Origin of the sequence: Neisseria sp. P0020.S005 (assembly GCF_051957055.1) — a bacterium.
GTDB classification, from domain to species: Bacteria; Pseudomonadota; Gammaproteobacteria; order Burkholderiales; family Neisseriaceae; genus Neisseria; species Neisseria subflava_A.
Genome location: NZ_JBQCWV010000010.1, coordinates 1 through 22,827 on the forward strand (window position 1 = coordinate 1; position 22,827 = coordinate 22,827).

Consider the following 22,827-nt stretch of genomic DNA (forward strand, 5'->3'; position numbering starts at 1 on the left):
CGGAACGGGCGGTAACTTGGAGTACAAAAAATTCAAGTAGTTTCTTTTGAACTCTCTTGCTTAATTTACAATTGGTTATCTGCATTTTCGTAGCCTAGCATAACTGCTAATCTACGTCAGCCCCAAAATAAAAGGCATCAATCTGATGCCTTTTTATTTTCGTTAACATAAAAAATTAACGTTCATACCAACATTTGGTCGATTCACCAATCACTTCTTCGACTTACTTCAAAAATGCCGCATGATAGGCAATATGCTCACCAATAAAACTGGCGATGAAGTAATAGCTATGATCGTAGCCTTTGTGGAAGCGCACATCGGCCGGTTGATTTGCCGCACGACAGGTTTCGATAAAATCTTCGGTACGCAATTGTGTCGGCAAAAACTCATCTTCCAAGCCCTGATCAATGCGCATACCTTGCACTTTACAACCTTGTTGAATGAGCGCGTTGGCATCATATTGCTGCCATTTTTCGCGATCTTTTCCTAAATAGGCAGAAAAGGCTTTTTCTCCCCAAGGCACAAGGCTTGGCGACAAAATAGGCGAAAAGGCAGAAACACTTTGATAACGTTCTCGGTTTCGCAGTGCCAATACCAATGCGCCATGTCCGCCCATTGAATGTCCCATAATGGAACGTTTGCCGTTGGTAGGAAATTTTTCCTCAATCAGGCCAGGCAACTCATTCAAAATATAATCATACATTTGATAATTCGTCGCCCAAGGCTGCTCGGTCGCATTCAGATAAAAGCCCGCACCCTGCCCCAAATCGTAAGCAGCATCGTTCGGCACTTGCTCTCCGCGAGGGCTGGTATCGGGGGCAACCACAATCACTTGATGTTCCGCCGCATAACGTTGAAAACCTGATTTGGTAATGAAATTTTGTTCCGTACACGTTAAGCCGGAAAGCCAATAAATCACACCAAGCGGTCGATTCTCCTGATTATCCGGCAAATAGACGGCAAATTTCATTTCGCATTGCAGCGTTTGGGCATGGTGTGCCCAAACTTGTTGCGAACCACCAAAAATTTGATGTTGTTCAATCAGTTTCATCGCGTACCTTAGTAATGAATAACTGCGCGGATCGATTTACCTTCGTGCATTAACTCAAAGGCTTCATTGATTTGATCCAGTGTCATTGTGTGGGTTACAAACGGTTCTAACTGAATGTCGCCTTTCATTGAATCTTCCACCATTTTCGGCAGTTCAGAGCGACCTTTCACACCACCAAACGCCGTGCCTTTCCAAACACGACCTGTGACCAACTGGAACGGGCGAGTTGAAATTTCTTGTCCTGCACCCGCTACGCCGATGATAATGGATTGACCCCAACCACGGTGTGCACTTTCTAATGCCTGACGCATTACGTTTACGTTGCCGATACATTCAAAGGTATGGTCAATGCCCCATTTATTGATGTCTAACAACACATCTTTGATCGGTTTATCGTAATCGTTCGGGTTCAAACAATCCGTTGCACCGAACTGTTTTGCCAACTCGAATTTTGCAGGATTAGTATCAATGGCAATAATACGACCGGCTTTGGCTTGACGCGCACCTTGCACCACAGCCAAACCAATCGCCCCCAAGCCAAACACGGCCACAGAGTCGCCTTCTTGCACTTTTGCCGTGTTATGTACCGCACCAATACCCGTAGTAACGCCGCAGCCGAGCAAACATACATGTTCATGGTTGGCTTCCGGGTTGATTTTTGCCAGTGAAACTTCGGCAACAACTGAGTATTCACTGAAAGTCGAACAGCCCATATAGTGATAAATCGGCTGACCTTGATAAGAAAAACGCGTCGTGCCGTCCGGCATTAAACCTTTACCTTGTGTATCACGCACTGAGACACACAAGTTAGTTTTACCTGAACAGCAAAATTCACATTCGCCACATTCAGCGGTGTAAAGAGGAATGACATGATCACCCGGTTTTACGCTTGACACACCTTCGCCCACAGCAACGACCACACCCGCACCTTCATGCCCAAGCACCACAGGGAATACGCCTTCTGGATCGCTTCCTGATAATGTAAACGCATCAGTATGGCACACGCCAGTATGGGTATTACGGATTAACACCTCGCCTTTACGCGGCATTTCTACGTCGATTTCTACAATTTGTAAGGGTTGATTTGGAGCGAATGCTACCGCAGCACGAGATTTGATGGTTGAATTGGTTTGTTTATTTTCCATTATTTTTGCCTTTTAATTCATTAATAAAGTTATCTAGCCTAAGTGAGATAACAACAGGTTATACTTTGACCTCCACTCTAAAGCAAGCATTTTTGCAATTTTGACTACAACGGTAGCATGATCAACTGATGGGCCGCCATGCAATCGTTGATTAAAGGCTTCCGAATATTTCCCTAAGTCATGCAACTTTCCCGTCTGGCAGGCCTGTTCCTGCGCACCGAAATACTCGCGCAAACTCCGCCGCCATTTCGCCAACATTCACAGAATGGCTTTGCAAGGTTTGCCTGTGGTCGTAAGGTAAGAGATTACCGAGTTTGTCTTGCGCGGAATGGGCGTAGTAAATTAGGGGTTTCATATTGAAATTCTAAAAAATTCAAATTGATACAGAATGATAATATGATATTAAATTTAATATGTAAATAGAAAAAATGCCGTCTGAAACTTTTTCAGACGGCATTATTATTGATTAACCTTTATAACTTGCTTCTAATATCCCCCACCGCTTTCACTAAAGCCTCGGAAAGCGAAGGATCAAAAGAAGAGCGGCCTGCTTGGACGATATTTGAACACACAGCCTCCCGAAGGCTGCTGACGGGATAGGTCGGCATAAAGTTTGTAGCTGCTAGAGTTTTAACACACAGCGACCCGAAGGTGGCTGTCAAGCTTTTCCAAGGTTGCTTTAGCATCATGGGCGGTTTCAACACACAGCCACCTGAAGGTGGCTGGACGGTTGGAAATCACGATCATATCGCCCTTGCGGTTTCAACACACAGCCGCCGAATTTGGCAACGTCGCGCTGGTTGTTTTAACACACAGCCGCCCGAAGGTGGCTGGGTTCACGCGCATCGGCACGCGCCTGATGCGCGAAGTTTCAACACACAGCCGCCTGAAGGCGGCTGACTCTATAAGCTGGTTAATTTGCTGCAACAATTAAAAGTTTCAACACTCAGCCGCCTGAAGGTGGCTGAAGCTGAAAAACAACAGCAAGAACAAAATATTGAGGTTTCAACACACAGCCGCCCGAAGGCGGCTGGAATCAGCGGCCATAAGGATTTACGCATATTGCTGTTTCAACACACAGCCGCCCGAAGGCGGCTGGGCATGCCGATTGAGCCGAAATTCCCGATTTCTAAAGTTTCAACACACAGCCGCCCGAAGGCGGCTGGGGGGGATATATTGCAGTGCTATAAACCCTGTTCTAGGTTTCAACACACAGCAGCCCGAAGGCGGCTGGGACAGCGACCTGAAACGCCGCTTGACTGCGCTGGTTTCAACACACAGCAGCCCGAAGGCGGCTGGTAGGGTAAGCCGTAGCCGATGCCGCACCCATCGGGTTTCAACACACAGCAGCCCGAAGGCGGCTGGTGCAACTGTTCCAATGCGCCCAACGCAATCGGAGGTTTCAACACACAGCAGCCCGAAGGCGGCTGGAAGCGCGTGAGAGGGCGGTAGTTAAGCGAGAGACGGTTTCAACACACAGCAGCCCGAAGGCGGCTGGGGAAGATGCTGTGGTCGGGGTGTCGCAGGGCTGGTTTCAACACACAGCAGCCCGAAGGCGGCTGGGAGCGGCTTTCATTGCGGTTTGAATCATATTTTCTTGTTTCAACACACAGCAGCCCGAAGGCGGCTGGCAAAATTGCAAGCTGGCAGCATTACATTGCCGCACGTTTCAACACACAGCAGCCCGAAGGCGGCTGGTTGTAAGATTTCAAAGCCCGCACCGATTGTTACCGTTTCAACACACAGCAGCCCGAAGGCGGCTGGATAAGAAGAAATAAGTTTGTGCAATCAAATGATACGTTTCAACACACAGCAGCCCGAAGGCGGCTGGGACTGCTACGGAGCATCCTGTTTGGAAACTGCTGTTTCAACACACAGCAGCCCGAAGGCGGCTGGCGCCCCAGATAGGAGCAACAAATCGCAATGCGAGTGTTTCAACACACAGCAGCCCGAAGGCGGCTGGTAAAGGTAGTGTGATGAAACAACTCTTTAAAGAAGTTTCAACACACAGCAGCCCGAAGGCGGCTGGATGCCAAGGTAGCGTTATGATTTATTTGTTTACAGGGTTTCAACACACAGCAGCCCGAAGGCGGCTGGCTTTCATTCACATAGTTCATTTCAATCTTCTTTCAGTTTCAACACACAGCAGCCCGAAGGCGGCTGGGTAATCAACAGTCAAATGACGATGACGATGATAAAGTTTCAACACACAGCAGCCCGAAGGCGGCTGGCCAGTGCATATCATCAGCTAATCGTTTAGGTTCAGTTTCAACACACAGCAGCCCGAAGGCGGCTGGGTATGGTGCTGATTCTACTCAAATCCAAATGAAGAAGTTTCAACACACAGCAGCCCGAAGGCGGCTGGAAAAGTATTTAGAAGTTCAACAGCGTCATCAAATAGTTTCAACACACAGCAGCCCGAAGGCGGCTGGTTCAACATTTGGGGCAGGCCGGTACAAATAAGTTATGTTTCAACACACAGCAGCCCGAAGGCGGCTGGCTATTTGAAATGCTCATTGGCTGTCTGGGATTCAGTTTCAACACACAGCAGCCCGAAGGCGGCTGGTGCCTGAAGCCGCAAAATCAGGTATTGATGCAGCGTTTCAACACACAGCAGCCCGAAGGCGGCTGGGGGCTATGGCGTTGGGGTACACCCAAATAACAAAGTTTCAACACACAGCAGCCCGAAGGCGGCTGGTTTTACTTATTACGACTGAAATATGTTTTATGGAGTTTCAACACACAGCAGCCCGAAGGCGGCTGGGATACATGAATAAGAACAACATCAGTTTTCTTAAGTTTCAACACACAGCAGCCCGAAGGCGGCTGGCGGAACAACATTGACACAGAAGAACGGGCTATCTTGAGTTTCAACACACAGCAGCCCGAAGGCGGCTGGGGCCTCTCTCAAAAGCCTTGCTCCATCAGGTTTCACAGCACCAATTTCGCTAAGCTCCCAAGAAAAGCAGAAATGCGAGTATAACACAGCCTTTTCCGTTGCGTCCGTATTCGCAATATCCTGATTGTTAAAGAACAATCCCAGTTCGCCAACCCTGCCGCATTTTCATGAGAACCGCAGGTTGGCGATTCACACAATCAACGTATCCTTAAACACATCTACTGCCGGTCTTGCGCCGTGGTGTTCTACTTTCCGCCTCCATTTGCTGCCTAAATGGTAAAAACGCAGACTGTCGGTTTCAGGGTTGTAGATTTTCAAGAGTTTGTCTTTTAAAACAACCCACTGGTCGGGCGCGATGTCGCATTCGAACACCGAATACTGCACGCGCACGCCGTAGTCCAAACACAATTTCGCCACGCGCCGTAGCCTTGCCTGTCCGTCCGCGTCTTCCAACGAAATATCGTAAGTAATCAGCATTAGCATTTTGTATTCCCATATACAGGCTGCTTTAAAGGCCGTCTGAAAATATCCGATCCGTTTTCAGACGGCCTGCAAACCTATCTCATCAAAAACGGCGGATATTCCGCCAAATCTCCTCGCAAGTGCCGCGCCAACAGCATCGCCTGAATATACGGCAGCAGCCCGATTTCCACTTCCTCGCCCAAAAACGGATGAACGATTTTCTCCTGCTTTTTCGCCTGCAAAGCTTGGAACAACAGCTTACGCGCCTCTGCTTTTAAGCTTACCGCGCCGCTTGCCTCGGCAACAAAATCCTGTGGTTTTATTTGCCCGCGATTAATCAGTGACAACACCAACCTGTCCGCCCACCACGCGCGGAATTCTTCCAAAATATCCTGCGCCAAACTGTCGCGCCCCGGTCGGTCGGCGTGTAGAAAGCCCACCTGCGGGTCTAGCCCCACGCCTTGCAGCGCGCCGCTGATGTCCTTGCCCAACAGACTGTACACAAACGACAACAGCGCATTCACCCCGTCTCTGGGTGGACGGCGGTTACGCCCGTCAAAAGAAAAGCCGCTTTTTTCGCTCAAAAGCTGCCCGAACACGCCGAAATAACGCGCCGCCGCATCGCCCTCAATACCACGCACCACGTCCAGCTCCGCCGCGCCCTTCAACTGCCGCAGCGAAATGTTCAAAGCATCGACTGCACTTTGAATCGCCGCATTCTCGCCGTAATTGCGAATCTGCCGCTGAAGCACCCGTTTACTCGCCTGAATCTTCGCCGCAATGATATTGCGTGCAATCGGCACAGGATTTTGCTCCGACACCCGATACTGCGCCCGACGCAGCAGCACATTGCCGCTCTGCCGCCCCTGAAGCCGCCCCAAGAAACGTCCGTTTTCGGTAAAAAACGCCAAATTCACATTATTTTCACCGCAAAACCCCAGCAGAAAAGGCGACACCAGCACATTCCCAAAACAGAAAATATGCCCGATGGAATGCACCGGCAACTGCGCTACTTTCTTACGATCCTGCTCCACCACCAGCGTCTCCCGCTCCTTATGCAGATAACTGCCTTGGGTGGTGATGTAGAGCGTGTTTTGTAGTTTGCGCATGGGGGACTCCTTAGGGTTTAACCGCACTTTTTTGGGTATTTAACAGGGTTGATCCACCTGAAAAATGGTAGGTCAGACTCTTGAATCCGACATTTTCAAAATTGCAGTAATGATTTTAAATAATCTAAATATCAAACAATTGCCATACACAAATAGTCAGCATGCAGCTGAATACTTATTTCATTAGATAAGGAATTAAAAATATATGTTCATTATCTAGACTAATTGAATAAGTTATCTTAAATGATGGTAGAGTAATTAAATCTAAACTATATTCAGAAATAACATTCCCTATATTTATGTTATTTTTAACTTTATTTATATATGGAGCATCAAACTTACTAATATTTACTTCATCTGGAAAATAGCACTGAGGTATTTTCATAATTTTTTTCACTAATGGATAAATATTTATAAAATTATTATTTTTTTTAGAACAACGAATGGTTTTTAGTGACTCAATCTTTTTTATTGAATCATATAAGTTTTGTGATATAAAAAGCAAAAACCATATAATTAACCTCAGATGTTTATTTAAAGAAAACGCAGTTGTTCTACCCATATATAATTCATGTACGTTAGGATCCGGCCCTACAGCACCTTTGGTTGAGTTTTCAGAATCCACTAACTCATGCTTTCCTTCTATATAATACCCAATAACAAAATTTCCTTCCTCTTTTTCATCACGTCCTCTTATTATCCTAATGAATCGACTATTATGCTTAACTAAATTAATTTGCTTTGCAAAAAAAGATCTATATGATTCTATACTATTTAAAAACTCATTTTGAATATCATTACTTTTCATTTCGCCACTTAATTGTTTTATAATGTTTTTACATGTATCAACATGGGATATTATATTGTGTAACATATTCTCAACAAGCTCAATTAATGCCTCATTCATTTCATCATCGTAATTATTAAATTTTTCTTCTATGCAACCAATGAACAAATCAGCTACTCCCTCTATGGGTCTAAGCACTTGTTTTAAACTGTGTTTATAAGATCTAACTGGATGAAATTGTATATGATTCGCTACGGAAATAGTATTATCAACTTCCAATTTAAATAAAAATTTCTCAGCTTTAAAATTTATCTCACCATCTTCAAACCGAAATACTTTTTTACTCTTTATCATATTTTTATTAACCATAATTAATTATCCTTTATTCTATTCTGTAAAAATTCCTAATTAAGCATCACTCCCCAAACAACCCCTCCACATACCCCACACTCCTATCCCGTTTCCCCAGCAACTCCGGCTGGCAAATCTCCACCAGTGAGCAGGCTTTGCAGCGTTTGCCGTAGTTGGGTGGCGGGGTTTGGCCGCTGTTTAGGAGTTCGCGCACGGCAGCGATGGTGGCGAGTGTTTGGGCGCGCAGGTCGTCTGAAAATACGACGGAAACACGGTGGCGGGTTTGCATATACCACAGCGCGCCTTCAGAGACGGTTTGTCCCGTCATTTCTTCCAAGCACAAGCCTTGGGCGCAAAGCTGGATTTCGTCCATCGGGTCGGGTTTAGGCTTGCCGCGTTTGTATTCCACAGGTTTCAGACGGCCTGTTTTCGTGTCCACTTCCACCAAATCCAACACGCCGCTGATGCCCAGTTTCTCCGCCGACACATGCACCGTCCGCTCAAAACGCACGCCCTTGCGCGTTTCTGGCTCGCCCGAATCCACCCGCTCATGCAGCGCTCTTCCCTGCGCGGTCAAATAGTTCTCTGCCCACGCCTGCTCGTTGTGAATCAAGGCGCATTGGCGCGGGCAGAAGGCGTAGTGTTGCAGGGCGGAAAGGGGAATCAGGCGCGTGTCCTGATTCTCCTTTTCTGCTTCTGCAATACAAGCGGTCATCTTTTCAGACATTTTTACAAATATTCTTCTACACTCACGCTATTCAGGCCGTCTGAAACCACGCTGATTTTGTAATCGCCAAAACTGCTTGCGGGCGTACCTGATTCGCCGTTTACGCGTTCAACTTTCACGGCATCAAACAATTTATGTGCAGGCTGGCTGCCGAGTGCGCTGTCGTGTTTGAAAACGATCAGTTTGCGCGCCGCCATTTCGCCACGGGCTGCGGAGCGGTCGTGTTCAAACATCAGCGTCAGGGCTTGCCAGAGTTTGGCTAAGTCGTCGTCTGAAAAACCGGTTTTGGCGGCAAGGTTGGCGGAGATAAAGCCGTGCACGCGGTAGAGCGCATAAGGGACGATGTATTTTCGCCCCATAGTGCGTTCTTTTTCCAAGTCTTTTTCGTTGGTTACCGCCATGCGGGTGATAGAAACTTCCAGCAGCACAATCGGGTCGATGGATTGGGCAAATGCCAGTTGCACCGGACCGCGCACTTGTCCGCTGTTGACTTCGGTGGTCATCACCGCGCCGAAAGTGCGGATATCAAAGAAGTTTTTACACATCCAAGCGGTAATGTCACGGGCTTTGGCTTCGTCTTTTGGCAGTTTTTTTTCTTTAGTATTTGGTTCAATCCCTAAAGCCTCATAAGCGCGTTTGTTTTGCAGGTTTAACACGCTTTTTTCTTTGACGTAGATTTCGTAACCGGCTTCATTTTCGCTGCTGATTTCCACAAAATTACGGATTTTGCGTTTTAAGCAGACGTCAGTGACCAAGCCTTTGCTGGATTCGGGATCGAGGCGCGGCATATTGCCCGCATCGGGATCACCGTTGGGGTTGCCGTTGGTTACATCAAAAAAGTAAACAAATTCATAGCGGTTTTGAATGGCAGACATTTTCTGGCTCCTTAGTTTTCAATAGTTTCAGCGGTTTCTTTTTTAGCAAAATAGCTTTGTTTTTGATGGTAATAGCCGATGGCAAAGCGGCCTTGCTCGTCAATGCTCAAATGGCGCGGAAAGGTTTCGGGCAGTTTGGCAATGATTTCGCCCAAATCTTTATCCAAATTCACCGCCATGCCGGCTTTATCTTTACGCAAGCGCGACAAATGGTGTTTTGCACCCGACAAAAGGCGCGGAAAAACCGAAAACGGCACGGCAGATGCAGAGCCGTAATAGCGGTCGGCAATACTGGCGTTTAATTCGCCCAACGCCTGATATTGAATGCGCTCCAACACGGCAAACAACCGCCCTAAAAGATAGGCGCGATTCGGGCTTTCATTGTTCAAACTCATAGGAACTCCTTCTTCGATAAAACCTTTTCTAAAACGCCGCTCTAATACGGCTTTCATCATTGCCACGCGCAAGCCGTTCACATCGCCGTCGGCGCGGATTCGGGTAATCAGTTGCGACAGTAAGCTCAAGGGGTACGGCGTACCACAAATCACGGCGCGGGTCATTTCACCTGCCAGCACAGGCGAGATATTTTCGCTTTTGCCCAATACGGCAGTTTGCAATAAGAGTCGCCAAATAGACGGCGGCGTTTTCCATGCGCAAGGCTCAAGGGCTAAATCTCGCCAATGCTGCGCCAAATTTTCTGCCAACTGCCCAAACGTGGTATCCAGCCAAAACCGAACAGAAATCCGCGCAGCATTAGGGGCAAGCCCTAAGATATAAAAACGGGTATTGGGAGAGAGTTCGGGTGCAATTTCTTGCAGCGGACGGCCTTTGTTACTTATTTGTTTCAATACGTTGAAAACTTTGGCACTTTCTTGTTCATCATCCGGCGGCGTGAATACGTGCGCGAAGAAGCCCTCGGCAGCCTGCGCCGTTGCGCTATCATCCGCTTCCGCCCAAAAGACCGTGCTGGCGTCGCCGATAGTCAGACAGTGATTATTTTCGCGGCGTAAGAGATAGTTCAGCGCGGTGGTGTAGGCAAACGCGGATTGTTCGGAGACGGGTGCATTTGCGCCTTGCTCTTTACCAAACGAGGCAAAGGCTTCTTTGTTGAACGAAATAATCGAACCGCCGGAGCTTTGCCCGCCAAACACGCCTTTAATCGCCGGATGCAGCCGCGCAATCGGAGCTGTGTTACCGCTAATCAAGCATAGGCCTTCTTCAGCCTCATCACTTTTCAGGCAGTTAGCCCATATAGCCTGTGCGGCTTCTCGTTTATGAATACAAGCGGTCGGTTTTTCAAAAGAAAATGCAATATTGGCATCGAGCATTTCGGCAGGCAGATTTTCGGCAGCGAAATTTTCAGGTAGCCAGTTTTGCAGAAAACGGCATAAGGCTTGTAAGCCTTCATCTTCGCTGTTTTGCAGTAAATCAAGATGGTATTGCTTAAAGGCATCAAAGGTTTTTTCAGACGACGTAAACGGTTTTTCTTTCGCTTCGGCTTTGTTTTTATTAGCTTCCACGCCAAGCGCGTAGGCGGTTTTATCCCACAAGAAATTCGGTTTGATACCCGACGTGCGTTTTTCAGGGCGCGGCACACTTATCAGTTTCGGCTGGGGCTTTTTATCGGTAGTCAGATTCGGCACAACGGTTTTCAGACGACCTTCTTTATCCAACACCAAAATCCAGCCGATTTTCTCCTCACTAAAGCCATAAGGTGGCACTTTCGGGTTGCCCATTTCATCGGTTTTTGCTGCCAAACGGCGGTAATAGCGGGCAAGGGACGCAAGAATCATGCTTTCACCTCCTCGGCGTAAAACGGCGGTACATCAATCAAGCCGTCTTTCATTTGTGCGCGGAAAAAATGTGGCGTGTTGCCGTGATCAAAATCAATATCGTGCAGCATCCAGCCTAAATCACGGTTTGCCTCGCTTTCCAATAACGCCGACGGCGGCAGCGGCTCGCCCTCGTCAATCAACACAAAATCGGCAGGAAACTCACGCACGCCCAAACAAGGCTGCAGAAAGCATTGCCCCTTTTTCGCACGGCGTTTGAACATCTCGATATGCTTGGTAACGGTCTCATCCGCACCTGCTTTTGCCGTCAGCACCGCATGGGCTTCAATTACATACGCCACGTCTTTAAGCACCGTCGCCGCGCGCTGTTGGCGGTCGTCTTCAATCAGTGTATATAAATCGGCAACGCTCTTGCGCTTCATCGCACCACTGACCTTGCCCGCCGAAATCTTGCCGCCCAACTCATTGCGCCGCACCGACTCAAACTGAATCGGCTTTAACACATAAATCCGGTCAATCACCCACCGAATCGCCGGCTTCCAATGCACCGCCGCCAAAATCCCGCGCGCCGCCGACGGCGTGATGACATCATAAGACACCCGCTCCACCTTCATCTCCGGACGGGTGAAACAGGCATAATCGCCCCAAACATGTAGGCGGATTTGGTTCATTCGGTTCTCCTTTTGGTTGGGAAGTGCGGTTTCAGACGACGTTTTGAAAACGTTAGCGAAAATGACTGCACTTTTAAACTAAGTTTCTAATTGTCTAATATTCTTAGCATTTCATTTTGGAAGTAACTTGGATATTTAGCCATTACTTCTTGGGACTTTTCTTTATTTTTCTTTAACTCTTCTATTATCTTTTGTTTTTCAATTGAAATTAATCCTAAAGATAATGCTAAGTCTTGTGCAATAACACGATCTGCAAACCCCATTTCATAAAGTGTAATAGCAGTCTTTGTAGGTAAACCATATTTTAGATGCTTTTGAAAAAACTGAAGTATATTAAATAATTTAATTTTGTCATTTCGTTCAAGTAAATTAGTAAATTCAGCTAATGTACTAACAAATAGAGATGCATCATAGGCAATCCCTCCCTCAAAAATATCAACAATATTTTCAATTTTAATTTTCCTAGGTCTAGCACCATAACCAAGTTTACAATCATTATCTTTAGAAAATTGATAAATTTCACTAAAAGAACATCCAGAAACCCATTTTTTTACCATTTCAAGTAAGATATCTGGCTTATTAAATTTATTAAATGATTTATTACGAATATAATTTTTCATTATTTCCCATAAAGCTTCTATGATTTCATTGTTATTTTCCGCTGCTATAAGTTTATCCGAATACTCACTCAACCATTTTAAAATAACTTGAGAATCATGAATTCCATAAAATGTTTTTCCATAAACTATTCGACTTTCCGAGTCTTTCATATTCGTAATAATGTTATCTGCTAAAATTTTAAATAATAAACGTAGCTGTTCTTTCTTTTCTTCATCCGCTAAGTAAAATGCCAATGTGCCTTCAGCTAGAACGATTGCATTGGATTCTGTAAGTTTTTCTTCATTACTTTCAAAAGATAGTAAAAAATTCTCAAGTGAACATATTAAATTAATTTTCCAAGATATTTGTTGCGTAACACCATTATGCGAAAAATTTTTATCATGATATTTTTGTACTATTTCATCTACCCAATTATGAATATCATTAGAGCCATAAATATAAGCTTTGGCAAAATCTAAAGCTTTAATATCAATATAAAATTTGCCATCATCACTTGTGATAGGCTCAAATATTGATAATAGGTTGCTGATACAAGGCTCTGAATTATTCGGATTAAGAAGATCCTTTATCTGTTCCCAGCGCCATTTCTCTCTAGAATTCTTTCTATTTTCATAAACTTCTGGATCTACAAATAAAATACTTCCCTCTGTATGCATGCCGGAACGACCTGCACGTCCAATAAGATTATGGAAGTCACGAACTTTTATACGATCACCAGCTTGATAAATACTAGTTACAATTAAATAGCGAATAGGTAGATTTACCCCTTGAGCCAACGTAGATGTACAAACTACAAAGCGAATAAGGTTTTCACGCATTGCATATTCTACGGCGAGGCGGATTCCATGTGGAACATTCCCATGATGAGAAAAAATACCATACTGCGAACTTATTGAAGCGGATGAATCTTTACCAAGATTTAAAATATGTAAATTTCTTAGGCGTATAACTTCTTGGTAATTTGAGTATTCTTTTGGTTGCTTTAAATGGGTATTTCGCTCAATGATATCTATAGCTTTTTCACAAATACTGACAGCTGTGGGCTTACTACCACAAAAAATAGCAATACTGCCATTTGAAACCAGTTTAAAACCAAGATAAATAGCAATAGACTGACCATCTCCTTTCTCAGGGAAATAACGTTTTTTTCGTTCTCTTCCTTTCTTATTTAGTTCAATTTTTTCAATTACTCTTGGTACAAAAAATTCATTTCGATCTATATCAGTGGCATTAACATATTCAATACGCCCTTGTTGATCTAACCAACTAGCAAAAGCAATGGATTTAAATGCGGGGATTAATGCTTCACCATCAACAACGTTAGATTCCCCATTTAGCCATTCTCCAATATCTTTAGCATTGCTTATTACCGCAGAAATAAGGATTTTTTGAGCTTTTTGAGGAATCTTTAAATTCAGTGAAGTTAAAAGAAGTTCATAGGTAACGCCTCGAGTCCCACTGTCAAATTGATGCCCTTCATCAAGGATCAATAAATCTATTTTTGAAGCTAAATCAACAGAATGTTTTAGAATATAGAATAATTTTTCTGGCGTTAAGACTAAGATTTGCTGATGACCAAGTAGGTCAGAAAATTTAAAATCAATCTGTAATGTATCTGACAGTTCATCTATTTTTATTGGTTCATTATAGAAGGCATCGGCTAGAGTATTTTTTATCTCATTACATAAAGCTCTAAATGGTGCAACTATAACAGCTAAAGTTGCACGTCCAGATAAAAAAGCACTTCTAATAATTAACTCTGTTGATTTTGTTTTACCTGCACTGGTTGGCATTTGAACAATTGCTGATTTTCCCTTCAATATATCTGCTTTTCCAAGAAGATGTTGTGCAGGCCAAAACTCTTTAATAAAATTTTTCTTTTTTAATGTATTTACCCATTCCCTCTTAGATAATCCGCTATATTTTGGCAAGCACATCCATGTGGAATTTTGAATCTTTTTATACCCTATAGAGCAAATTAAGTCTCCCAAAAGGATTTGTCTTGGTGATCCAACTGAATAAATATATTTTCTTAATTCATTTAGTTGACTTTTTAGTTTTTCGTCATTCCCTGATGAAAAAAAGCTACAAAAATCTTTGGATATCCCTTCTATAAATTGACCAAATACAGAATCAATCTTCTTAAAATAATGATCAAATTTTGATTCAAGTATCCATAATAATAAAAACTCCAATCCTGCACCTTCTAAATTAGGGCAATATAAGCCTTCTACTTCAGAAGAATCTATTTCTTGTTTTAATTTTTTAATTAAAACTGATGAGGCTCCTTGTAAATCACACAAATAATAAGATGCTGATCCAAGAAGCATTAAATAAGGATCAAGAGTTCCATCTAATTTAGATTGATGATATGCATCAAAAAAATGCGCAGAGAAGAGTAAGTTTTTTTTCAGCTCAACAAGGTATTCATCTCCTGATTCTCCACGATTAACAGAAGCTGCAAAATCTCCTAATAAACCTATTGATATAGTAAGTAACTTAGCTGGATCTTCAGGGATTTTGATATGATCACTTTCAGGTACGTGGTATTCAACCATTTTGGCTTTTGCTCGAGTTACATTGAGCAAATTATAGGATTTATTTTCAGGCTTCATTTGCAGCTCTTTCATATAATTCATGAACTAATTTCATCATTTCATCACCTTTTATGACGATTAAAAAAAGTTGATCCGCATGAGAATGTAATGATGAATTGGCAGAGGTAATTACATCTTCTGTAAAATTACTATTATCTAAATGAGCTATTGCTACAAAATTTTGAATATATGGATTATCAGCTTCATTTTGAAAACGTTCGATGCGTTGTGAATTATAAATATCTTCTTTGTCAAGGAATCTTTGTTTTATTGCATTCAAAGTTTCCGCTTTGCGTAAAATATCCTTATCAGAATGATCTATTGCTATCTGTAAGCGATTTTCATGTTTACCAGTATATTTAGCTTTTGATTCGATAATAGTTAAAGTATCTTTAGAATTATTTCCATCAGAAGAAAACATAAAACCAATAGTATCAGAGCCTTTTGTGGACTCATTGCTAACTGTTTTATGCGAATATCTCACTCTAGGAACCCAATGTTGTAAGATATATTCAAGATAATCTGCTGCTAAAATCTCAGCAAAATCACCTGCTCTTATACTTGGACCTGGGGCAATCGATTTATCTGGAAACTTTATCTTATTAAGATACTCTGCTCGAGAATATTCTGTCCCACAACGCAGGGAATCAATTTGTGAATCCAAACAATAATGATTTCTAAAATATTTTGCCCATGCAGAAAGTATTTGCTCATCCTTCACATGACGAAATTCAAAAATATCAACAGATTTTCCATCTGATGTTTTTAATTGTTGGTTACTCTTGACCAACCACTTCATATGTTCAAATGAAAAACACATTATTTCCTCACAAAATAATTATGAATAACTTATAGGTAAATTTTAAAACTATCGCATAATCAAAGAAAGTAACATCAAAACACCAAACTCTCCCCCTTCAAAAACTCCGTACCCTCCCAAGAAAGCCCCGCCACTTCATCATACAAATCCAGTCCGATCAGCGTATAAAACTGTTTGCCGAAGTTTTTCTCGTTAATCGGTTCGATACGCCCTGCTTTATATAAAGCGGCGAGAGCTTTTTCGGGGATTTGGACGATGTAGGGTTGCAGTTTGCGTAAGAGTCCGCCGATGTGGTCGGCGTGGTGCAGGCTGCTGATGAGGTTTTCGGCTTCACCATCGAACGGAATAATCAGAGGCTGCATGTGGCTTTCAATCATGCGGAACTTATCGGCGATGGTTTGGAATGGGAAATCGAGGCTTTGTCCGGCGTTGCTGTGCATTTTCAGAATTTTTTTATTGTCCAGTTCGCTGCCTTTTAATTGATAAAGCTCGGCGAAGTAGGCGGCGACAGCTTGGGGGGATAAGAGGTCGTCTGAAAAGCTGTCGGCGGTCAGGCGCATGACGGCGGCTTGGGTGGCAAGTTCAGGCGGGGCTTTCCATTGTTCTTCGGACGCGAATATCCAGACAAAGCTGTTTTCAGACGGCCTTTTGCCTTCGCGGTTGCAGCGTCCTGCGGCTTGGGCAACGCTGTCTAAGCCTGCTTCGGCGCGCATCACCAGCGGAAAATCTACATCCACACCTGCTTCAATTAAGGAGGTGGCGATGACCCGGCAGGGTTCGCCGTTTTTCAGACGACCTCGGATTTCATCAAGTTTTTGACTGCGGTGTTTGGCGCACATTAAGGTGGTCAGGTGGAACGTGTCGTCAAGGTGTTTGACTTGGTCGTACAGGCTGCGGGCGTGGCGGCGGTTATTGACGATGACGAGCATTTGCGGGTGTTCGCCAAGTTTGGCGAGCAGGTCGGCATCGGTTTGTGTGCCGATGTGTTGCACGGTGGTGCGGCGCAGTTTGTCGAAAAGTGCGGTCGGTTTTGGTGCTATTTCACGCACGTTTTCAAAGCCGCGATAGAAGCCGTTTTCGGCTTGCACGGCTGGCTGGGTGGCGGTGCACATGACGACGCTGCAGCGGTAGTTTTGCGCCAATTCTTTGATGGCTTGCATGATGGGCAGCAAAAGATTGAGCGGCAGCATTTGCGCTTCGTCGAGGATGATGACGGAACCTGCGATGTTGTGCAGTTTGCGGCAGCGCGAGGAGCGGTCGGCAAAGAGGGATTCGAAGAATTGCACGGCGGTGGTCACGACAATCGGCGCGTCCCAGTTTTCCGAGGCAAGGCGCAGTTTGTCTTTGGTGGCCTCATTTTGCAGTTTGCCGTCGTCGAAGGTGCTGTGGTGTTCCAACACAGCTTGTTCGCCCAATTCGCCAAAGGCTTTGCGGAATTCGGCGGCATTTTGTTCGATGATGCTGGTGAACGGGATGACGTAAATCACGCGCCGCATACCGTGCCGCTTGGCGTGTTCCAATGCGAATGCCATAGAAGTAAAAGTTTTGCCTCCGCCGGTAGGTACCGTGAGCGTGAACAGCCCTTGCGGTTGTGCCGCTTGTTCTACGGCATGATCGAGAATCTCGCTGCGCAGGCGGTTTAAAGCGGCATTGCGTTTTTCAGCTTCGGTTTGCTCTGAAGCTTGGGTTATACGTCGTCTGAAAGTGTTGATAAATTGATTGAAATTGTGTTGTAAGGCGTTTAAATCGGGATAACCGCCGCGCTCGACGGCTTCGTTTTCTAGGTTTGAATAAAAGGCTTCGGTATCGAGATAATCGGCATCCACCAAGCAGGAATAGAGCATTCGAGTGAAGAAGGCGTAGGAGAAAAAAGGATGATGCGCATCGGCTTTGAGTGGTGGGGCGGATAGGTTTTGAGGGAGCTTGATTTCTTGTTGCCACAGATTATCGAGAGTGGGAATATCTGCACCAAATTGCAATGCCAAACGCTGCTTTAACGTGCGGCGGTTATCGCCTTCGCCATTACCATTTGCAAGCCCCGCATGGTGCCCCGCAATGCAAAACGCCATCAGCTTGCCGATAGCATTTCCCCAACGCTCGACGGCAATTTTGGCGCCGGCAGTAGCATGATCAACTGAAGGGCCACCATGTAATCGGTGATTAAAGGGTTCCGAATATTTCCCTAAGTCATGAAGCTGCCCCGTCTGACAGGCAATTTCCTGCGCACCAAATACCTGAGCAAACTCCGCCGCCATTTCACCAACATTGACCGAATGGCTTTGCAAGGTTTGCCAATGTTCGTAAGGTAAGAGATTACCGAGTTTATCTTGGGCGGAATGGGCATAGTAAATTAGGGGTTTCATATTGAAATTCTAAAAAGATTCAAACTGATATCATGCAATGATAATATGATATTAAATTTAATATGTAAATAGAAAAAATGCCGTCTGAAACTTTTTCAGACGGCATTGTCATTTATTAACCTTTATAACTTGCTTCTAATATCCTCCACTGCTTCCACTAAAGCCTCGGAAAGCGAAGGATCAAAAGAAGAGTGGCCTGCTTGGACGATTCTCAATTCTGCTTCTGGGAAGGCTTGCGAGAGTTCCCACGCGCTTTGCATCGGGGTACATAGGTCGTAGCGGCCTTGGACGATGATGGTTGGGATATGGCGGATTTTGCCGATATTTGCCAAGATGGCTTTATCACCCTGCAACCAGCCTTCGTTCACGAAGTAATGGTTTTCCATTCTCGCGATGGCAAGGGAGGCTTGCGGATCTTCATCTACATCTTTAGGTTCAAACTGAATAAGGTAGCTTTCCCAATCTGCCCATGATTTGGCCGCTTTGAGGCACGTGGCTTCATCTTCGCTGAACAGCATTTCATGGTAGGCTTTAATTAGGGCTTGGCGTTTGTTTTCGGCTACGGGGGCAATGAATTTTTGCCATTGAGCCGGATAAATTTGGCTTACGCCACCTGCTTCGTTCAACCATGCCATTTCAGACGGCCTGCATAGGAAAATACCGCGCAAAACTAATCCGCTGACGCGATCGGGATGGGTTTCGGCATAAGTCAGCGACAAGGTGCTGCCCCATGAGCCTCCGAAAACCAGCCATTTTTGAATGCCGAGCATTTCGCGTACTTTTTCAATATCGGCAACCAAGTCCCATGTGGTGTTGTCTTCAACACAAGCATAGGGTTTGGAACGTCCGCAACCGCGCTGATCGATAATGACGATGCGGAAATGCTCTGGATTGAAAAAGCCTCGACAGGCAGGTGATGCCCCTGCTCCGGGGCCGCCATGCAGGAAAATCACGGGATGACCATCAGGATTGCCTGATTCTTCCCAGTAGATTTCGTGAATGTTGGATACGCGCAAAAGGCCGCTATTTCTTGGTTCTTGAATCGAATGCATGAGCTTTCTCCTTTGTCTGATGAATATGTTGATTGTAACACTTTGCCTGCTGATTTTTCAGACGGCCTACATAGGTTTATCGCAACAAATGGCGTAAAATAGCACTCTTTTGACAGGATTATTTATGGCTGACAACAAACAAACACATGCGGCACCCGAAGGACAACTTTTATTACGTACGGTAGCCATGCCGCGCGATACCAATCCTAATCAGGATATCTTCGGCGGCTGGATTATGTCGCAAATGGATCTGGGCGGCGGTATTTTGGCGGCAGAAATTGCACAGGGACGAATTGTAACCGTGGCCGTTCAAGAAATGAATTTCATCAGACCGGTAAAGGTCGGCAACGTCGTGTGCTGCTACGGTCATTGCGTCCGCGTAGGCAATACTTCTTTGCAACTGAAAATCGAAGTGTGGGTGAAGACTTTGATGAACGACATGGTAACGGAAGACCGCCAACTGGTCACCGAAGCAGTGTTCACTTACGTCGCCATCGATGCACAAGGCAATCCGCGCCCTATTCCTCGCGAAGGCAATGCAAAGCTGGCACATTTGTAAGTTTAAAAATTCAAAACAAGGCCGTCTGAAACCTCAACGTTCAGACGGCCTTTTTTAATACAGAAGCAAAATGTAATAATATTTCTTTTGAGCTAAAGCAAGGCGAAGTATCTGTTTTTTAGGTTTAATTCAGGCTGATTGATAAAACAAAGACCGTACACCGGCTTCCTATAACACTGCCCTACCGCGACAGTTTGCGCCATTTTTGAAACGGCGTTTCCTCCTCAACCCACTTTAAGGAACATCATGGCTTCGCGCGATTTATACCCACAGGAAATTTTACAGGTTGTTCTCGACAAAAGCTGCGCCAAAGCACAATCCAGCATACCCACACTGGCAATCTTGAGCATTTTGGCCGGCGGATACATCGGCTTCGGTTATCTTGCCTATTTAAAAGTAGTCAGCGGCATTCCGCACGAATGGGGCGGCGTTGCGACTTTACTCGGTGCCGCCGTATTCCCAATCGCCTTGATTTGTATCCTGCTTGGCGGCGGCGAGCTGGTAACCAGCAACATGATGATCATGTCTTTAGGCAGGTTGGCCGGACGGATTTCCTCTAAAATGCTGCTGCGCAACTGGGTTATCGTCTGCATGGGCAATTTGGTGGGCACGCTGGCAATGGCGTTTTTCCTCGGATACTATGTCGGTATGATTGAAGGCAGCGTCGCAGAAAAAACCATTGCCGTAGCGGAAGCAAAAGTCCATATGGATTTCGGCCGCGCTTTCGTATCGGCAGTCGCATGTAACTGGATGGTCTGCATGGGTGCATGGCTGCACTTTGCCGCTAAAAACACAACCGGACGAATGCTGGCCATTTGGTTCCCCGTCATGATTTTCGTATTAAACGGCTTCCAACACCTTGTCGCCAATATGTTCGTTATCCCCGCAGGTATTTTGGCAGGTGCAAACATCACTTGGGGACAGTTTTTCTTCAATATGATTCCCGTATTCCTGGGCAATGTCGTCGGTGGCGCATCCTTTGTCGGCGCGTCTTATCTTTATACTTATAGAGACACGCTGAAAGATAGTGCCGAATAGTTCTGCTTTATAAACAACAAAACCTGCTTTTTAAGCAGGTTTTGTTTCAGACGGCATTAGTATCCAGTTTTAAAATCCATTCGGACACATTATTCAGATAAATCATCCAAACGAAAAAAGAGCCGTTTTCAAAACGGCTCTTTCCAATTCTTTGGTCGGAGTGAAAGGATTCGAACCTTCGACCCCTTGCACCCCATGCAAGTGCGCTACCAGACTGCGCCACACTCCGACTCGATAAGCTGTGAATTCTAGTTTCAAACGCTGATTTTGACAAGTGCTTTTTAGAAAGGGAAATTTACTCGTTTGAAAATATTTGAATTATTTGTAAACAAAAAAAGGCCGTCTGAAATCGTTCAGACGGCCTTTGATTATTCGGTCAAATATCAAGCTTCAACCGGAATAATACCGATTTTGGCCTGCCATTGTTTTGGCGCAATGGCGTGAACCGATTCGCCGTTGCTATCCACCGCAACGGTCACAGGCATGTCTTTGACTTCAAATTCGTAAATCGCTTCCATACCCAATTCTGGGAACGCCAATACTTTAGATGCTTTAATGGCTTTGGCAACCAAATATGCCGCGCCGCCAACAGCCATCAGGTAAACAGCTTTGTTATCGGCAATGGCTTGGCAAGTTGCTGCGCCGCGTTCGGATTTACCGATCATACCCAAGAGGCCGGTTTGTTCCAGCATTTGGCGGGTGAATTTATCCATACGGGTGGAAGTAGTCGGACCGGCCGGGCCAACAACTTCGTCACGGACTGGATCAACCGGGCCAACGTAGTAAATCAGTTTGTTGGTGAAATCTACCGGTAATTCTTCGCCTTTATTGAGCATGTCAACCAGACGTTTGTGCGCGGCATCTCGGCCGGTCAGGATTTTGCCGTTCAACAACAACACGTCGCCGGTTTTCCATGTAGCCACTTCTTCTTTGGTCAGATTGTTGACATCGACACGTTTGCCGTTGTCAGGGCTATAAGTCAGATCCGGCCAGTCTTCCAAATACGGGGCTTCCAGTTTGGCCGGGCCTGAGCCGTCCAATTCAAATTCGATGTGGCGGGTTGCCGCGCAGTTTGGAATCATGGCAATCGGTTTGGAAGCCGCGTGGGTTGGGTAGTCAAGGATTTTGACATCCAGCACGGTGCTCAAACCGCCCAAACCTTGTGCGCCGATGCCCAAGGCATTTACTTTTTTGTAGAGTTCCAAGCGCAGGGCTTCGGTTGTAGACAATTCTGCACCGGAATCGACTTTTTCTTTGAGTTCCTGAATATCGATATGGCTCATCAGGCTTTCTTTGGCCATCAACACTGCTTTTTCAGGCGTACCGCCGATACCGATACCCAAGATGCCCGGAGGACACCAGCCTGCACCCATTTGAGGAACGGTTTTCAATACCCAATCAACAATATTGTCTGAAGGATTGAGCATGGCAACTTTGGTTTTGTTTTCAGAACCGCCGCCTTTGGCTGCGCAAGTGACTTCGACTTTGTCGCCTTTTACGATTTCCATGTGTACAACGGCAGGGGTGTTGTCTTTGGTATTTTGACGCTTACCAGCCGGGTCGGCCAATACGGAGGCGCGCAGTTTGTTGTCAGGATAGGTGTATGCACGGCGTACGCCTTCGTTAACCATTTCCTGTACGCTCATCTCGGCATCCCACTGTACATCCATGCCCACTTTCAAGAATACGGTCGCAATACCGGTATCCTGACAAATCGGACGATGGCCTTCGGCACACATACGGCTATTGACCAAAATCTGCGCCATCGCATCTTTGGCCGCAGGGTTTTCTTCTTTTTGATAAGCCTTATACAAAGCTTGAATGTAGTCTTTAGGATGGTAGTAGCTGATGAATTGGAAAGCATCGAAAATACTTTGGATAAAGTCTTCTTGCTTGATGACGGTCAT

The 22,827-nt window shown here is 45.3% G+C and carries 16 protein-coding genes, 1 tRNA gene, 2 pseudogenes and 1 CRISPR repeat array; of the genes and pseudogenes, 2 read left to right on the forward strand and 17 right to left on the reverse strand.

Features of this window, described 5'->3' with window-relative positions:
* The 15 genes and pseudogenes from ACTHTU_RS08585 to pip form a co-directional block, all read right to left on the reverse strand.
* Positions 1 to 85, reverse strand: a pseudogene (locus ACTHTU_RS08585) (IS1595 family transposase); the annotation flags it as partial.
* A gap of 138 nt (positions 86 to 223) precedes the next feature.
* Positions 224 to 1,051, reverse strand: coding sequence for an S-formylglutathione hydrolase (fghA, locus tag ACTHTU_RS08590; RefSeq protein WP_440362306.1), 828 nt, complete (start codon positions 1,049 to 1,051; stop codon positions 224 to 226).
* 8 nt (positions 1,052 to 1,059) lie between these two features.
* Positions 1,060 to 2,196: an S-(hydroxymethyl)glutathione dehydrogenase/class III alcohol dehydrogenase gene (locus ACTHTU_RS08595; protein WP_440362307.1), complete on the reverse strand. Its 1,137-nt coding sequence runs from the start codon at positions 2,194 to 2,196 to the stop codon at positions 1,060 to 1,062.
* Between the two features lie 93 nt (positions 2,197 to 2,289).
* Positions 2,290 to 2,551: pseudogene (locus ACTHTU_RS08600) on the reverse strand (CRISPR-associated helicase/endonuclease Cas3); the annotation flags it as partial.
* Between the two features lie 205 nt (positions 2,552 to 2,756).
* Positions 2,757 to 5,095: a CRISPR direct-repeat array (repeat unit 32 nt; unit sequence GTTTCAACACACAGCAGCCCGAAGGCGGCTGG).
* Positions 5,096 to 5,284: 189 nt separating this feature from the next.
* A complete protein-coding gene (gene cas2 / locus ACTHTU_RS08605; protein WP_070460254.1) occupies positions 5,285 to 5,578 on the reverse strand; it encodes a CRISPR-associated endonuclease Cas2 in 294 nt (97 codons plus the stop codon).
* Positions 5,579 to 5,652: 74 nt separating this feature from the next.
* On the reverse strand, positions 5,653 to 6,666 hold the full coding sequence (cas1c, locus tag ACTHTU_RS08610) for a type I-C CRISPR-associated endonuclease Cas1c (protein WP_107768953.1): 1,014 nt from the start codon (positions 6,664 to 6,666) through the stop codon (positions 5,653 to 5,655).
* Positions 6,667 to 6,841: 175 nt separating this feature from the next.
* Complete coding sequence (locus tag ACTHTU_RS08615; RefSeq protein ID WP_107768952.1) at positions 6,842 to 7,822, reverse strand: hypothetical protein; 981 nt, start codon at positions 7,820 to 7,822, stop codon at positions 6,842 to 6,844.
* A 46-nt stretch (positions 7,823 to 7,868) separates the two neighbouring features.
* Positions 7,869 to 8,519, reverse strand: a complete 651-nt coding sequence (gene cas4 / locus ACTHTU_RS08620) for a CRISPR-associated protein Cas4 (RefSeq protein ID WP_440362308.1) — start codon at positions 8,517 to 8,519, stop codon at positions 7,869 to 7,871.
* A gap of 14 nt (positions 8,520 to 8,533) precedes the next feature.
* Positions 8,534 to 9,406 (reverse strand): type I-C CRISPR-associated protein Cas7/Csd2, encoded by an 873-nt coding sequence (cas7c, locus tag ACTHTU_RS08625; protein ID WP_440362309.1) that lies wholly within the window; start codon positions 9,404 to 9,406, stop codon positions 8,534 to 8,536.
* Positions 9,407 to 9,417: 11 nt separating this feature from the next.
* Positions 9,418 to 11,199: a type I-C CRISPR-associated protein Cas8c/Csd1 gene (cas8c, locus tag ACTHTU_RS08630; RefSeq protein ID WP_440362310.1), complete on the reverse strand. Its 1,782-nt coding sequence runs from the start codon at positions 11,197 to 11,199 to the stop codon at positions 9,418 to 9,420.
* Positions 11,196 to 11,870, reverse strand: coding sequence for a type I-C CRISPR-associated protein Cas5c (cas5c, locus tag ACTHTU_RS08635; protein WP_440362311.1), 675 nt, complete (start codon positions 11,868 to 11,870; stop codon positions 11,196 to 11,198). Before cas5c ends, cas8c begins: the two co-directional genes overlap by 4 nt.
* 86 nt (positions 11,871 to 11,956) lie before the next feature.
* On the reverse strand, positions 11,957 to 15,121 hold the full coding sequence (locus tag ACTHTU_RS08640) for a DEAD/DEAH box helicase (protein ID WP_440362312.1): 3,165 nt from the start codon (positions 15,119 to 15,121) through the stop codon (positions 11,957 to 11,959).
* Positions 15,096 to 15,887, reverse strand: a complete 792-nt coding sequence (locus ACTHTU_RS08645; RefSeq protein ID WP_440362313.1) for a Hachiman antiphage defense system protein HamA — start codon at positions 15,885 to 15,887, stop codon at positions 15,096 to 15,098. Before ACTHTU_RS08645 ends, ACTHTU_RS08640 begins: the two co-directional genes overlap by 26 nt.
* Positions 15,888 to 15,982: 95 nt before the next feature.
* On the reverse strand, positions 15,983 to 18,271 hold the full coding sequence (gene cas3, locus ACTHTU_RS08650; RefSeq protein WP_440362314.1) for a CRISPR-associated helicase Cas3': 2,289 nt from the start codon (positions 18,269 to 18,271) through the stop codon (positions 15,983 to 15,985).
* A 122-nt stretch (positions 18,272 to 18,393) separates the two neighbouring features.
* Entirely contained in the window at positions 18,394 to 19,323 is a 930-nt protein-coding gene (gene pip, locus ACTHTU_RS08655; protein ID WP_440362315.1) for a prolyl aminopeptidase, read from the reverse strand.
* A 124-nt stretch (positions 19,324 to 19,447) separates the two neighbouring features.
* On the opposite strand from pip, the gene yciA reads away from it, so the two are divergent.
* Together yciA and ACTHTU_RS08665 are read left to right on the forward strand one after the other, a co-directional pair.
* Entirely contained in the window at positions 19,448 to 19,882 is a 435-nt protein-coding gene (gene yciA / locus ACTHTU_RS08660; protein ID WP_049332732.1) for an acyl-CoA thioester hydrolase YciA, read from the forward strand.
* A 246-nt stretch (positions 19,883 to 20,128) separates the two neighbouring features.
* Complete coding sequence (locus ACTHTU_RS08665; RefSeq protein WP_440362316.1) at positions 20,129 to 20,920, forward strand: formate/nitrite transporter family protein; 792 nt, start codon at positions 20,129 to 20,131, stop codon at positions 20,918 to 20,920.
* 152 nt (positions 20,921 to 21,072) lie between these two features.
* Here the strand turns inward: ACTHTU_RS08665 and ACTHTU_RS08670 are convergent.
* Positions 21,073 to 21,149: transfer RNA gene (locus tag ACTHTU_RS08670), tRNA-Pro, on the reverse strand.
* Positions 21,150 to 21,303: 154 nt separating this feature from the next.
* On the reverse strand, positions 21,304 to 22,827 hold the full coding sequence (locus tag ACTHTU_RS08675) for a fumarate hydratase (protein WP_440362317.1): 1,524 nt from the start codon (positions 22,825 to 22,827) through the stop codon (positions 21,304 to 21,306).

Excerpts from the sequence above, each read along its gene's own strand:
- fghA (WP_440362306.1), bottom strand. The coding sequence starts at position 1,051 with ATGAAACTGATTGAACAACATCAAATTTTTGGTGGTTCGCAACAAGTT.
- ACTHTU_RS08595 (WP_440362307.1), bottom strand. The coding sequence starts at position 2,196 with ATGGAAAATAAACAAACCAATTCAACCATCAAATCTCGTGCTGCGGTA.
- cas2 (WP_070460254.1), bottom strand. The coding sequence starts at position 5,578 with ATGCTAATGCTGATTACTTACGATATTTCGTTGGAAGACGCGGACGGA.
- cas1c (WP_107768953.1), bottom strand. The coding sequence starts at position 6,666 with ATGCGCAAACTACAAAACACGCTCTACATCACCACCCAAGGCAGTTAT.
- ACTHTU_RS08615 (WP_107768952.1), bottom strand. The coding sequence starts at position 7,822 with ATGGTTAATAAAAATATGATAAAGAGTAAAAAAGTATTTCGGTTTGAA.
- cas4 (WP_440362308.1), bottom strand. The coding sequence starts at position 8,519 with ATGACCGCTTGTATTGCAGAAGCAGAAAAGGAGAATCAGGACACGCGC.
- cas7c (WP_440362309.1), bottom strand. The coding sequence starts at position 9,406 with ATGTCTGCCATTCAAAACCGCTATGAATTTGTTTACTTTTTTGATGTA.
- cas8c (WP_440362310.1), bottom strand. The coding sequence starts at position 11,199 with ATGATTCTTGCGTCCCTTGCCCGCTATTACCGCCGTTTGGCAGCAAAA.
- cas5c (WP_440362311.1), bottom strand. The coding sequence starts at position 11,870 with ATGAACCAAATCCGCCTACATGTTTGGGGCGATTATGCCTGTTTCACC.
- ACTHTU_RS08640 (WP_440362312.1), bottom strand. The coding sequence starts at position 15,121 with ATGAAAGAGCTGCAAATGAAGCCTGAAAATAAATCCTATAATTTGCTC.
- ACTHTU_RS08645 (WP_440362313.1), bottom strand. The coding sequence starts at position 15,887 with ATGAAGTGGTTGGTCAAGAGTAACCAACAATTAAAAACATCAGATGGA.
- cas3 (WP_440362314.1), bottom strand. The coding sequence starts at position 18,271 with ATGAAACCCCTAATTTACTATGCCCATTCCGCCCAAGATAAACTCGGT.
- pip (WP_440362315.1), bottom strand. The coding sequence starts at position 19,323 with ATGCATTCGATTCAAGAACCAAGAAATAGCGGCCTTTTGCGCGTATCC.
- yciA (WP_049332732.1), top strand. The coding sequence starts at position 19,448 with ATGGCTGACAACAAACAAACACATGCGGCACCCGAAGGACAACTTTTA.
- ACTHTU_RS08665 (WP_440362316.1), top strand. The coding sequence starts at position 20,129 with ATGGCTTCGCGCGATTTATACCCACAGGAAATTTTACAGGTTGTTCTC.
- ACTHTU_RS08675 (WP_440362317.1), bottom strand. The coding sequence starts at position 22,827 with ATGACCGTCATCAAGCAAGAAGACTTTATCCAAAGTATTTTCGATGCT.